The sequence below is a fragment of the Hydrocarboniphaga sp. FW305-C-57 genome (assembly GCF_058783045.1).
Window position 1 is genome coordinate 18,624 of record NZ_JBYSYG010000001.1, and the last position, 12,726, is coordinate 31,349.

Here is a 12,726-nt window from a genome sequence, read left to right on the forward strand (position 1 = left end):
GAATCCCTCAAGTCACCCGTTTCAGGAAGCGCAGCGCGAGCGTCTCGGCCTTGCGCGGCGCTCGCGACAGGTCTTCGCGAACCACCTTGTGCAGCCGGCCGTCGCGCCAGGCTTCGAACACCACCGGATTGATGTAGGACTTCCTGCAAACCGCGGGCGTGTTGCCGAGTTCGCTTGCAACCTGCTTGATCGCGTTGTTGATGCATTGCGTCAGCGAGCGCTCGCTGACGAGCTCGGGCATCGGCGTGCAGCCCATCAGCGCGATCGCGCGCAAGGTGCCTCCCCAGGTGCGGAAATCCTTGGCGGTGAAATCCTGCCCGGTCGCCTCGCGCAGGTAGTCGTTGACCTGCCCCGAATCGACCGGATGGCGCTCGCCTTCGTCGTCGAGATACTGGAACAACTGCTGCCCCGGAATCTGCCTGCAGCGGCGCACGATGCCGGCGAGCCGCTTGTCGTTGATGACGACCTCGCGTTCTAGCCCGCCCTTGCCGCGAAAGCGCAGCAGGGCGCGGCCATTGCGCACGAAGCTGACATGCCGGTCACGCAGCGTGGTGAGTCCGTAGCTCTTGTTGCTGCGCGAATACTCGGGGTTGCCGATGCGCACGAGCGTCGAGTCGAGCAGGGCGACGATGACCGCGAGCACTTTCTCGCGCGGCAGTCCCTTGCGCGCGAGGTCGTGGCGCACGCGCCGGCGCAGACGCGGCAGCGCTTCGCCGAACTCGACCATGCGCTCGAACTTGGCGCCGTCGCGCACGCTGCGCCAGCGCGGGTGATAGCGGTACTGCTTGCGCCCGCGCGCATCCGCATCGCGGATCACCCGTCCCTGCGTATCGAGATAGCGAAAGCCCTTGCCGTCGCGCTCGCGCCGGATGCCGGGCTCGCCGGCCGCGACGTAGCGCAGCCCGGCCGAGCGGGCCGCCATTTCGGCGAGTTCCGCGAGCTCGTTGCGGGTGTCGATCGTGATGGAGGCGTCCATGCCGAGAGCATGCTCAGGCTCAATGAATCGATCATGAGCCCGTGAGGGCCGCTTCAGACCTTGGGCTTCGCGGGTCGACGCGATATGGTTGCAGCTGAATTGAGCCAGGGAATCTTCGATGAGCAAGGGGCTTCAGGGGCGACGCCCTGCGCGAGTCGATCGTGTCAGATGTATTCGCTGAAGTTCCTGCCGATCTCGGTCAAGACGCTGGCCTGGGTGCTGGCGGCGAGTCTCGTCGCGTTCATGGCGATCACCGGCGGCACCTACGCCTACCAGCGTTCGCGCCTGCTCGACGAAGCACACGACTCGGCGCGGCGCTCGGTGCTGCGAAGCCAGGACGCGATTGCCCAGGAGCTCGCGCGAGGTGACATCGAGCACCTGCGCGCATTTCTCTCGGGGCTCGTGCAGACCGGCGCGATCGTGTCGATCGAGCTTGAAACGCAGCAGGGCACGCTGATCCAGTTGAGCCGCGAGGACGGCGTGACCAACCGCGCGATCGATCGCAACTGGCAGCTCGACCTGCGCGACGAAGCCGGCCGTCCTATCGGCGAGCTCCACGTCTACGAATCGTATGTCTCGATCCGCGAGCGCATCCGTACCGACGCGGCGCTGCTGGTGATGGTCGAGCTGCTGCAGATCGTCGGGCTGTCGGCGCTCATCCTGCTGATCGTCTACCGGCTCATCACGCGGCATCTGTCCGCGATCGTCGACGACCTGCAGACGCTGCGACGCCCCGGCGCGACCGGCCTGATCGGCTGGAGCCACCGCAGCGGCTGGCGTGACGAGCTCGATGAGCTCGTCGATGCGCTCAACCGCTTTCATCTCGGCCAGGCGAAGGCCGAGACCGAGCTGCGCGAGCGCATCGCCGAGACCGAGGCCACGCTCGCGGCGCTGACTTCGGGTGTCGTCACGCTCGATAGCCTGGGCCATCTGGTCTATCTGAACCAGGCGGCACGCAGTCAGCTCGGGCTGGCCGGGCAGGACGTCGCCCGCAAGCATTTCCGCGAGCTGTTCACGCTGGTCGACGAAGCCGACGGCCGCGATCGCGGCGCGCTGATCGAAGAAGCCATCGGCGCACGTGACAAACGGTTCATGCGCGGCTCGCTGAGCCTGCGCCCGCTCGCGGCGAGAGCGCCGGCGTTCTGCGCCGAGCTGAGCCTGATGCCGATCTTCGATGCCGGCGAAGTCGCGCTCATCGTGGTGTTTCGCGACATCTCCAGCGAGATCGCGCGCGAACGGCAGATCGAATTCCAGGCTTTCCACGACAGCCTGACCCGCCTCGGCAACCGCTCGCTGCTGCTCGAGAAGCTGCCGTTCGAAATCCAGCGCGCGCGCAGCGAGGGGGCTCGCGTGGCGGTGCTGTTCATCGACCTCGACAACTTCAAGCTCATCAACGACAACCTCGGTCATGGCACCGGCGACCTGCTGCTGCGCGAGCTCGCCGAGCGCCTGCGCGCGAGCGTGCGGGCTCCGGCCTGGGTCACCCGGCATGGCGGCGACGAGTTCATCGTGGTGATGCCGTCGCCCGGCGACGACGCGGCGATCGCCGCCTATGCCGAAACGCTCATGAGCGAAATCCGCCGGCCGTATCGCGTCAGTGGCAACGACCTGCGCGTGTCCTGCTCGATCGGCATCAGCCTGTTCCCCGAGCATGGCGACGGCTACAAAGAGCTCATCAGCCGGGCCGACATGGGCATGTTCGCGGCCAAGAAGCTCGGCCGGAACACGGTCGCACTGTTCGACGACCGCCTGCAGCAGCAGGCGCGCAAGCGCCTGGTGATCGCCGAGGCGCTCAAGACCGCGCTCGACGGCGACGAGTTCTCGCTCGCGTTCCAGCCGATGTTCACGCTGGCCAGCGGCCAGCTCGCCTCGGCCGAAGTGCTGCTGCGCTGGGATTGTCCGAGCCTGGGCCAGGTGTCGCCGGCCCTGTTCATTCCGATCGCCGAGGAGACCGGGCTGATCGTCGACATCGGCGACTGGGTGTTGCGCGGGGCGGCGGCCACGGCGATGCGCTGGCGCGAGCGGCTCGGCCGCGACGTGGTGCTGGCGGTCAATGTCTCGGCGCTGCAGTTCCAGAGCCCGCGGCTGCTCGCGACGCTCGGCGAGCTCGTGCGTGAATCGTCCGACTACGCGAGCCTGCTGAGCCTCGAGATCACCGAAAGCGCGCTGGTCGGCGATCTCGGCGATCTGAGCGACAAGCTGCGCACGATCCGCCAGCTCGGCTTTCGCATCGCGATCGACGATTTCGGCACCGGCTATTCGTCGCTCTCGTATCTCAAGAACCTGCCGATCGACGCGCTCAAGATCGATCGCGAATTCATCCGCGACCTGCATGTGAACGCGCAGGACGTGGCGATCGTGTCGTCCATCATCCAGCTCGGCAAGAGCCTGGGCTACGAGATCGTCGCCGAGGGCATCGAGGCGGCCGAGGCCGTGCGCATCCTGCGCGATCTGCAATGCGACGTGGCGCAGGGCCATTACTACGCGGTGGCGGCGTCCGAGGAGCAGATCCTGCGGCAGCTCGAGCACTGGCTCGATCGGGCGCCGAACCCCTTGCGGGCGCCGGAGCTGCGCTGAGGAAGCGAAAACCCCTCTCCCGAACGGAGAGGGGAGAACCGCTCGCGTCAGGGGCTCAGGAAGCTGTCCTTGAGCGCCTTCATGAGCGGGGCTCGGGCGCCTTCCGGGGCGTTCGGCAGATAGCCCTGGTCGATGGTCCAGACGATCGCGCCGCCGAGGCCGTTCTGCTTCACGTAGAGCGCCTTTTCGGCGATCGAGCGCTCGTCCTCGTACGAGACGAAGTTGCACTTCTGCGGGCCGAGCGGCGTTTTCGAGCTCAGATACGGCGTCTTCGCCGCCTCGTGCCATTTCTTCGTGCCGGGCTGGGTGTAGAGCGTGACGATGTTGGTGTAGCTCATGTCGTTGTCGTCGTTGCCCATGCGCGGCAGGCCGCTGGTGTCATCGCTGGCTTTCATGACCTGATACGGCTCGGTCACGCCGCGCCAGCAGGAGCCGTAGAAGCCGATGCCGATGCCGAGCTTGGCGGCCGGCACGCCAACGCGCAGCCAGTTGCGCACGGTGGAGTCGATCGAGCTCGGCGTGGTGCCGGTTTCGCCGTAGATCGCCGACGAATGCCAGGTGTCCCAGTTCCAGTAGCCCGAGGACATGCCGTAGCTCATGACGTTGATCTGGTCGAGCAGCGGCGCGACCTGGGCATAGTAGGCGTCGGCCTCGTCCGGGAAGTTGTTGTTGACCCAGTAGATTGGCGCGGTGATGAGCTTGTTCGGCGCCGCGCCGCGCAGCGCCTGGGCGAGCCAGGTGAAGGCCGGCTGGTCGGGCTGCTCGATCGGTTCCCAATCGAGATCCCAGCCGTCGAAGCCGTAGTCGTTGGCGAGCTTGACGAGGTTCTGCACGAAGCGCGCGCGGTTCTCGGGCTGGGTCGCGGCGACGAAGTTCTCGTACTCGCCGAAACCGCCGACCATGACGATGGCCTTGGTTCCGGCCGCATGCGCACGCGCGATCACGTCCTTGGCCCATTCCGGACCGTAGACATCGTCGATGTCGAAGTTGGTCACCAGGCCGCCGTCGGCCTTCGGCGTGATGCGGCCGACCGCGACGTGCGTGAGCGCCGAGAAGTCGACCTCGTCGACCGGATACAGGTCACGGTTGTAGCCGACGTAATAGCCCATCACCCACTTGCCCGCGGACGGGGCGCTGTCGTTGTCGACGATCGTGCGCGTGTGCGTCGGCGTGGTTCCGAGCGTGGCGTTGCTAGGCGCGCTCAGGCTCAGCACCACGGTTTCGCTGCTCTCGACGAGGTTGTCGTCGATGAGCTTGATCTTGACCGTCTTGCTGGTCTGGCCCGGGCTGAAGCTGATCGAAGCCGGGCTCGTCGGCGTGAGTTTGTAGTCGGTATTGGCGGTCGCGCTGCCACTCGCGGCGAGCTGCACGCTCACGGTCTGCGTGCTCGCTTTTGAAAGCTTGATCTGCACCTCGCTGTCCTGCGATTCGGGCGCGCTCGCGCTGGCGGACGAGAAGCTCAGCGTCGGCAGGGCGGGCGCATCGTTGTCGACGATGGCCAGGCTCAGGTTGCCGGGCGTGCCGACCGTCGCGTTCTTCGGCGTGCCGAGCGCGATCGTGAGGGTTTCGGTGGATTCGACGTCCTTGTCATCGATCGTCGTCAGCGTGAACTGGCGCGTGGTTTCGAGCACGCCGAAGCTCAAGGATGCCGGAATGTCGTTGCGGTAGTCGCGGCCCTTGGTCGCGCTGCCGGCTAGCGTGAGCGGCACTTTGACGTTGCGCAGGCTGCCCTGCGAGAGCTTGACCGTGACGGTCACCTGACCACCTTCGGTGACGCTGGACGTCGATGCCGTGATGCTCACGGCCGGCGGCTTGAGGATGTCGAGCAGCCCGGCCGATGCGGGCATGGAGGCCGTGACGGCCGGGATCGACAGCAGGCAGGCGAGGGCGCTGGGCGCCCGAGACAGACGAAACATGGAGTTCCCCCAGAGAGCGATGAAGCCGGGAAGGCTGGTTGACCGTCGCTGGCCGATAGGCGGCCGGCGACGGGGCGCAGTCTCGGGATGTCGCTGCGATCAGGCTTGAGGTCGGGCTGATCGATTCATGAGGTTTTGATGAGGCCGCCGCGAACGGTGTTGCGCGGCCGATCGGCGGCCTTGGCTAGGCCGAAAACCAGCGCTCGAGCATCGCGTAGGTCAGCCGGTTGGCGGTCGCGAAGGCGGCGAGGTTTCCGGCCATGCCGGCCGGATGCTGCAGGCCCGAGGCGGCGTCGAGATGCTCGTCGGACAGCCAGCGGTGCAGGTTCGCGGCGGTGACTTCGGGGTGGTACTGCAAGGCCAGCACGCGGCCGCCGTCGTATTCGAAAGCCTGCTGCTCGCAGAGCGTGCTCGAGGCCAGCAGCGTGGCCCCGTGCGGCAGCTCGTAGCCGTAGCCGTGCCAGTGCATGGCCGGATAAACGTCCGGAAAGTCCGCAAACCACGGCGAGCGCCGCCCGGCCTCGCTGAGCGTCAGGTCGAACCAGCCGATCTCGTTGACCGGGTTGCGCGCGACGCGCGCTCCGAGCGCTTCGGCGAGCAGCTGCGCGCCGAGGCAGATGCCCAGGATGCGCTTGCCGCCCGCGAGCGCCTCTTCGATGAAGCGCTTCTCGGCCGTGAGCCACGGATACCGCGCTTCCTCGTCGACGTTCATCGAGCCGCCGAGGATCAGCAGGCTGTCGAAACTGCCCAGTGGCGGCGCCGCATCGCCTTCATAGAACGCGGTGCGCTGCGGGTTGAGACCGCGCGCCGCGAGCCAAGGCGCGATGCAGCCGAGATCGTCTGCGGGCGCGTGCTGCACCCAGTGGACGCGCGGTTTCACTTGCGGCCGCTCAGCGGCGCTCTTCGAAGCTCAGCGAAGCCGAGTTGATGCAGTAGCGCAGGCGCGTCGGCGGCGGGCCGTCCGGGAACACGTGGCCCAGATGGGCGTCGCAGCGGTCGCAGGTGACTTCGATGCGGCGCATGCCGTAGCTGTTGTCCTCGTGCGTGCCGATCGGGGCGTTCGGCGCGGGCTTGAAGAAGCTCGGCCAGCCGGTGCCCGATTCGAACTTGGAGCCCGACTCGAACAGCTCCGCATCGCAGCACACGCAGCGATAGACGCCGATACGATGGTCGTCCCAGAGCGCGCCCGTGAACGCGCATTCGGTGCCGCCATGGCGGGTGACCTGGTACTGCTCGGGTGTCAGCTGGGCGCGCCATTCGGCGTCGGTCTTGACGATCTTCTGCGTCGTCGGCGTCTGGGTCATGTCGGCCTCGATGGCGCGTGCTGCGCCGCTTCGATGAGGGATGAAGTGTCGCGGAACAGCATAGATGGGTCCGTCCCGGCTTTCATTCAAGCTGGCGCGGCAGCCAAGGTGCGCGGTGCGAGTTCGCGTTTAGGCTGCGTCGATAACGAAAACCGGGGAGAACGATCATGTCGACACTGACGCTGCTGTGCCTGGCCGCCGCCGCGAGCGGCCTGCTCGCGATCGCCTGCGAAGTCGTCAACGAGCTGCGCGGCCGGCGTCCGGCCGCGTTCCTGCTGCTCAAGCCGCTGACCACGGTGCTGATCGCGGCGACGCTGTTCGTCGATGGGCGGCCCGAGGCCCTGTTGATCGCCGCGTTCGCGTTCGCGCTGGCCGGCGACATCGCGCTGATGTTCGACGGCCAGGCCGCGTTCCTCGCCGGGCTCGGCAGCTTCTTCGTCGCGCACCTGGCTTTCGTCGCGGTGTTCCTCGACGGCGCGACGCTGTCGGCGACGCCCTGGTGGACGCTGGTCTTCGTCGTCTACGCCGTCGGCTTCTTCGCCTGGCTGCTGCCCAAGACCGGCGAACTCAAGTGGCCGACGCTCGCTTACGGCGTGGTGCTGACCGGCATGGTGCTGGCCTCGGCCGCGGCGTTCGAGACGCTCGCCACGCCGGCGACGAAACTGGGCCTGATCGGCGCGTTGCTGTTCGCGTTCTCCGATTCGGTGCTCGCCGTGCGTCAGTTCAACGGCCCGTATCGCGGGGCGCAGCCTCTGATCCTGTCGAGCTACTGGCTCGCGATCGGGCTCATCGCGGCCTCGCACTGGGGTTGAGGCTCGGAGTCGTCGAGCCGGGCTTTAACGCGCCCGGCTGCCGGGGGCAATAGGGTCTTTCCTTCAGGCGACCCGTGGGAACCTGCGGGACAATCGTGGGGTCCAGCCGCTGTTCTGTTCGTATTGCCGGTGCGAGCACTGCTTCGCCGCACCGCCGCAGCTTCGGCTCCATTCCCCTTTTCGGAGAGGTTCCCCCATGAAGAAACTACTGGCCGGCGCCTGTTGCGCGCTGTCGCTGGCCGCTTGCCACAAGCAGGCCAGCGATACGGCTCCCACCGAGAGCGCGAGCAGCGTGCCCGCCGCCGGCTCGGGCGTCGACAAGGCGCTGTTCGATACCAGCGTGCGTCCGCAGGACGACCTCTATCACGCCATCGACGGCACCTGGCTCAAGAACACGCCGATCCCGGCGGACAAGTCCAATTACGGCGCCTTCACCAAGCTCGCCGACGATGCCGAGGCGCAGCTGCGCGCGATCATCGAAGAGCTCGCGGCCAAGGCCGGCAAGCAGCCCGGCAGCGTCGAGCAGAAGATCGGCGATTACTACGCCGCATTCATGGACGAGGCCAAGGCCGAGCAGCTCGGCCTGGCGCCGATCGAGCCCGAGCTCGCGCGCATCGCCGCGATCAAGGACAAGCAGGAACTGCCGGTGCTGATGGCCGAGCTCGTGCGCAAGGGCGTCAACGTGCCGCTGGTGCCCTACGTGCACCAGGATCCGAAGGATTCGACGCGCTATGCGGGCGATTTCTTCCAGTCTGGCCTGGGCCTGCCGGATCGTGACTTCTACCTGATCGCGGACGACAAGTTCAAAGGCATTCGCGCGAGCTATCTCGCCCACGTGCAGAAGATGTTCGAGCTCGCCAAGATCGACGGCGCGGCGCAGAAAGCCGGCAGCGTGCTCGAACTCGAAACCGCGCTCGCCAGGGCGCAGTGGGACAAGGTCGAGAACCGCGATCCGGTGAAGACCTACAACGCCTACGAGCCGGCCAAGCTCGCCGAAGTCAGCCGGCAGATCGACTGGCCGAAATATCTCGATGCCGTCGGCTACGGCTCGCTCAAGCAGGTGCTGATCTCGCAGCCGACCTATGTCGCGGGCTTCGGCAAGCTGCTCGACAGCGGCTCGCTCGAAGCCTGGAAGACCTATCTCGCCTGGCACGTCATCAACGCCCATGCCGAACTGCTGTCGGCGGCCTTCGTCGACGAGGACTTCGCCTTCAACGGCAAGATCCTCAACGGCCAGCAGGAGCAGCGTCCGCGCTGGAAGCGCGGGGTGGGCGGCGTCGAAAACTCGCTCGGCGAAGCCGCCGGCCAGATCTACGTGCAGCGTCACTTTCCGGCCGAGAACAAGGCGCGCATCGAGCAGCTCGTGAAGAACCTCATCGCGGCCTACGCGGTCGCGATCGACGGCCTCGAATGGATGAGCGCGGACACCAAGAAGGCCGCGCAGGAAAAGCTTTCGAAGTTCACCTACAAGATCGGCTATCCGGACGTCTGGCGCGATTACGCGGCGCTCGAGGTCAAGGCCGGCGATTCGGTCGGCAATGCGCAGCGCGCAGCGGCGTTCGGCTATGACCGCGACATCGCCAAGCTCGGCAAGCCGATCGACCGCAAGGAATGGCACATGACGCCGCAGACGGTGAACGCCTACTACAACCCCGAGATGAACGAGATCGTGTTCCCGGCCGCGATCCTGCAGCCGCCGTTCTTCCAGGCCGACGCCGAGGACGCGGTCAACTACGGCGGCATCGGCGCGGTGATCGGCCACGAGATCAGCCACGGCTTCGACGACCAGGGCAGCCAGTACGACGGCGACGGCAACCTGCGCATGTGGTGGACGGACGAGGACCGCAAGAAGTTCGAGGCGCTCGGCAACGCGCTCGCCGCGCAGTACGACGCCTACGAGCCCGTCAAGGGCTATCACGTCAACGGCAAGTTCACGCTCGGCGAGAACATCGCCGATCTCGGCGGCCTGACGATCGCGCATGCGGCCTACCTGAAATCGCTGGGTGGCAAGCCCGCGCCGGTCATCGACGGCTTCACGGGCGACCAGCGCTTCTTCATCGGCTGGGCCCAGGTCTGGCGCCGCAAGTACCGCGACGAGAACCTGCTGAACCGCCTGTCGACCGACCCGCATTCGCCGAGCGAATACCGCTGCAACGGCGTGGTGATCAACGTGCCGGCGTTCGGCACGGCCTTCGAGGTCAAGCCGGAGGACAAGCTGTTCCGCACGCCCGAGCAGCGCATCAAGATCTGGTAAGCCCGACGCAGCGTGACGAGCCTCTTCGCCGCAAGGCGGAGAGGCTTTTTTGTGCTCAGCTGCCGGCAGGCCTCGACTGCGGATACGCCGGCAAGCCGTCGCCGAAATGCAGCCACGGCAAATCGTGCTGCAGCCAGGAGTGATGCGTCGGAGCAAAGCGCTCGGGCTCGTCGAGCGAGCAGGTGGTGAGGTCGATTTCGTGCGGGGACTGCGCGTTCTCGTAGCTCAGCTGCGTTCCGCACTGGCCGCAGAAGCGCCGGCGAACGCCGGGCGAGGATTCCAGGCTCCGCGGAGCCGCGCCCGTGAAGCGCAGCCCGTCCAGGCGAAACGTCACCCAGGCCACCGCCGGCGCGGCGGCGATGCGCCGGCAGCTGGCGCAGTGGCAGATCATGCTGCCGAACGGGGCTTCGCTGGCCTCGTAGCGCACGGCGCCGCAGAAGCAGCCGCCGCGAACCGGGGCGGCGAGGGTGACGGTCTGGCGCTCGTTGCCGGTGTGAGGGCTCATGGTGTCGGCTCCTGCGATTGTCTGCGAGCGCGCGTGGCTTTCTGCCGCGTTGGATCGGTCAACGGTATCGCGAACACCAGCCGCGCGGCGCCTCTGCGGTGCTGCGGTTCAAGAAAATCGTGAGTACGCCGACGATCGCAGCCGGCACCATAGCGCGCCGCGCGCTTTCCGCTTGCGCGCCACGACTAGAACATCAGGAGCCTGCATGTCTGCCTTTCCGAACGGCCATCGCGGCCGGTTTCGCCTGAGCCTGCTGGCCAGCGGCCTGCTCGCCAGCCTCGGCGCCGCCGCGCAGGACGCGGCGACCACCGAGGTCGCCGCGAACGACGTCGAGACGGTCACGGTGACGGCTACGCGCCTGGCGGCGCCGAGCTACGACACGCCGGCTTCGATCGACAGCGTCTCGGGCGGCGAGCTGTTCGGCGAGCGCGCCGGCGTGAACCTGTCGGAAGCGCTCTTCAACGTGCCCGGCATCGTCGCGCGCGATCGCCAGAACTACGCGCAAGACACGCAGATTTCGGTGCGCGGCTTCGGCACGCGCTCGGCCTTCGGCCTGCGCGGCGTGCGGCTCTACGTCGACGGCATTCCGGCGACGCAGCCCGACGGCCAGGGTCAGGTCTCGCACTTCAATCTCGCGACGGCCAAGAGCGTCGAGATCCTGCGCGGCCCGTTCTCGAGCCTCTACGGCAACTCGTCGGGCGGCGTGATCCAGATGTTCACGGCCGACGGCACCGAGACGCCGACCGTCTCGGCGAGCACCGCGATCGGCAGCTACGGCAGCTCGCGCAGCAGCGTCGGCACCACCGGCAGCATCGGCAGCGCCGACTATAACCTCGGCTACACGCACTTCGAAACCGATGGCTATCGCGATCACAGCAAGGCCACGCGCGACGGCTTCAACGGCAAGCTCAACCTGCAGCTCAACGATGCGAGCAAGCTGACTTTCCTGCTCAACTCGTTCACCACCGATGCCGACGATCCGCTGGGCCTGACCGCGGCTCAGGCCGAGGAAAACCCGCGCCAGGTGGCGACCCAGGCCACGCAGTTCGATACGCGCAAGTCGGTCGACCAGACCGTCGGCGGTGTGGTCTACGACCTGCGCATCAGCGACAGCCAGAGCATCCATGTGCTCGGCTATTACGGCCAGCGCGACGTGGTGCAGTTCCTCGCGATTCCGCAGGGCCCGCAGAACGCGGTCGGGCATTCGGGCGGCGTGATCGACCTGGGCACCGACTACGGCGGCACCGATGCGCGCTGGGCCTGGCGCGGTTCGCTGGCCGGCCGCCCGGCCTCGCTGATCGCGGGTCTCACCTGGGACAGGCTCGACCAGCAGCGCCGCGGCTACGAGAACTACGTCGGCACCACTTTCGGCGTGCGCGGCAACCTGCGCCGCGACGAGGACAACACGGTCGACGCCTTCGAGCAGTACCTGCAGGCGAGCTGGGATTTCGCCGAAAAGTGGAGCGCGATGGCCGGTCTGCGCCACAGCCAGATCGACTTCGAATCCAAGGATCATTACATCGTCGGTACCAACGGCGACGACAGCTATCAGCGCGACTACTCGCGCAGCACGCCGGTGGTGGGCCTGATGTTCCGTGCCGATCCACGTGCGCACTTCTACGCCTCGTACGGCAGCGGCTTCGAAACGCCGACGCTCGCGGAACTCGCCTACCGGCGCGATGAAGGGGCCGGCGCTTCCGGTTCGAACGCGCTCGACGCGGCGCGCAGCCAGAACTACGAAATCGGCGCCAAGCTGCGCCCGACCCGCTGGCTGCGTTCGGAGATCGCGCTGTTCCAGACCGACACCAAGGGCGAACTCGCGGTGGCCAGCAACAGCGGCGGCCGTTCGACGTATCTGAACATCGACAAGTCACGTCGCCGCGGTGTCGAGCTGAGCGCCGACGCCAGGCTCGCGCGCCTGTGGTCCTGGCAGCTGGCCTACACCTACCTCGACGCCGAGGTGCGCCAGGACTACCAGTCCTGCTCGGGCACGCCGTGCACCACGCTCAACACCACGGTGGAAGCGGGCAATCGCATTCCGGGCATCGCCCGCAACGTCGCCAGCACGCAGCTGCGCTTCGGCGGCGAACTCGGCGCCTACGCGACGCTCGACGCGCGCCACGTCGGCAGCGTGCAGGTCAACGACACCAACAGCGAATCGGCCGACGCCTACGAAGTCGTCGACCTCGGCGCCGGCTGGCGCTGGAGCTTCACGCACTGGAACCTGCGTGCCTACGCGCGCGTCGACAACCTGTTCGACGAGGACTACATCGGCTCGGTCATCGTCAACGACGGCAACGGCCGCTATTACGAGCCGGCGCCCGATCGCACGTATCTGGGCGGTGTCGCGATCGAGTGGAAGTCGTAAGGCGTCGCCACCCA

The 12,726-nt window shown here is 67.1% G+C and carries 9 protein-coding genes; 4 read left to right on the forward strand and 5 right to left on the reverse strand.

The window, feature by feature from the left end:
* Window positions 1–7: 7 nt before the first annotated feature.
* Complete coding sequence (locus AC3WUM_RS00085; protein ID WP_492408011.1) at window positions 8–976, reverse strand: DNA topoisomerase IB; 969 nt, start codon at window positions 974–976, stop codon at window positions 8–10.
* Window positions 977–1,144: 168 nt separating this feature from the next.
* Here AC3WUM_RS00085 and AC3WUM_RS00090 point away from each other — a divergent pair, with 168 nt between their 5' ends.
* Entirely contained in the window at window positions 1,145–3,553 is a 2,409-nt protein-coding gene (locus AC3WUM_RS00090) for a putative bifunctional diguanylate cyclase/phosphodiesterase (RefSeq protein WP_492408012.1), read from the forward strand.
* A gap of 47 nt (window positions 3,554–3,600) precedes the next feature.
* On the opposite strand, the gene AC3WUM_RS00095 is transcribed toward AC3WUM_RS00090, so the two are convergent.
* The 3 genes from AC3WUM_RS00095 to msrB form a co-directional block, all read right to left on the reverse strand.
* The gene (locus tag AC3WUM_RS00095; protein WP_492408013.1) at window positions 3,601–5,469 is read right to left on the reverse strand and encodes a glycosyl hydrolase family 18 protein; all 1,869 of its coding nucleotides are present in this window, start codon (window positions 5,467–5,469) and stop codon (window positions 3,601–3,603) included.
* A gap of 184 nt (window positions 5,470–5,653) precedes the next feature.
* Window positions 5,654–6,349, reverse strand: coding sequence for a type 1 glutamine amidotransferase (locus tag AC3WUM_RS00100; protein WP_492408014.1), 696 nt, complete (start codon window positions 6,347–6,349; stop codon window positions 5,654–5,656).
* A 10-nt stretch (window positions 6,350–6,359) separates the two neighbouring features.
* Window positions 6,360–6,773, reverse strand: a complete 414-nt coding sequence (gene msrB, locus AC3WUM_RS00105) for a peptide-methionine (R)-S-oxide reductase MsrB (RefSeq protein ID WP_492408015.1) — start codon at window positions 6,771–6,773, stop codon at window positions 6,360–6,362.
* 167 nt (window positions 6,774–6,940) lie between these two features.
* Here msrB and AC3WUM_RS00110 point away from each other — a divergent pair, with 167 nt between their 5' ends.
* Together AC3WUM_RS00110 and AC3WUM_RS00115 are read left to right on the forward strand one after the other, a co-directional pair.
* On the forward strand, window positions 6,941–7,585 hold the full coding sequence (locus AC3WUM_RS00110; RefSeq protein WP_492408016.1) for a lysoplasmalogenase: 645 nt from the start codon (window positions 6,941–6,943) through the stop codon (window positions 7,583–7,585).
* 196 nt (window positions 7,586–7,781) lie between these two features.
* The gene (locus AC3WUM_RS00115; protein WP_492408017.1) at window positions 7,782–9,839 is read left to right on the forward strand and encodes a M13 family metallopeptidase; all 2,058 of its coding nucleotides are present in this window, start codon (window positions 7,782–7,784) and stop codon (window positions 9,837–9,839) included.
* Between the two features lie 55 nt (window positions 9,840–9,894).
* Here the strand turns inward: AC3WUM_RS00115 and AC3WUM_RS00120 are convergent, their stop codons facing one another.
* The gene (locus AC3WUM_RS00120) at window positions 9,895–10,344 is read right to left on the reverse strand and encodes a GFA family protein (protein WP_492408019.1); all 450 of its coding nucleotides are present in this window, start codon (window positions 10,342–10,344) and stop codon (window positions 9,895–9,897) included.
* 205 nt (window positions 10,345–10,549) lie between these two features.
* Between AC3WUM_RS00120 and AC3WUM_RS00125 the strand changes: the two genes are divergently transcribed.
* Window positions 10,550–12,712 carry a TonB-dependent receptor family protein gene (locus AC3WUM_RS00125; RefSeq protein WP_492408021.1) on the forward strand — a complete coding sequence of 721 codons (2,163 nt, stop codon included), beginning with the start codon at window positions 10,550–10,552 and terminating at the stop codon, window positions 12,710–12,712.
* Window positions 12,713–12,726 lie beyond the last annotated feature (14 nt).

Bases quoted from the DNA above. Each gene is read 5' to 3' on its own strand.
- AC3WUM_RS00085 (WP_492408011.1), bottom strand. From the start codon at position 976: ATGGACGCCTCCATCACGATCGACACCCGCAACGAGCTCGCGGAACTC.
- AC3WUM_RS00090 (WP_492408012.1), top strand. From the start codon at position 1,145: ATGTATTCGCTGAAGTTCCTGCCGATCTCGGTCAAGACGCTGGCCTGG.
- AC3WUM_RS00095 (WP_492408013.1), bottom strand. From the start codon at position 5,469: ATGTTTCGTCTGTCTCGGGCGCCCAGCGCCCTCGCCTGCCTGCTGTCG.
- msrB (WP_492408015.1), bottom strand. From the start codon at position 6,773: ATGACCCAGACGCCGACGACGCAGAAGATCGTCAAGACCGACGCCGAA.
- AC3WUM_RS00110 (WP_492408016.1), top strand. From the start codon at position 6,941: ATGTCGACACTGACGCTGCTGTGCCTGGCCGCCGCCGCGAGCGGCCTG.
- AC3WUM_RS00115 (WP_492408017.1), top strand. From the start codon at position 7,782: ATGAAGAAACTACTGGCCGGCGCCTGTTGCGCGCTGTCGCTGGCCGCT.
- AC3WUM_RS00120 (WP_492408019.1), bottom strand. From the start codon at position 10,344: ATGAGCCCTCACACCGGCAACGAGCGCCAGACCGTCACCCTCGCCGCC.
- AC3WUM_RS00125 (WP_492408021.1), top strand. From the start codon at position 10,550: ATGTCTGCCTTTCCGAACGGCCATCGCGGCCGGTTTCGCCTGAGCCTG.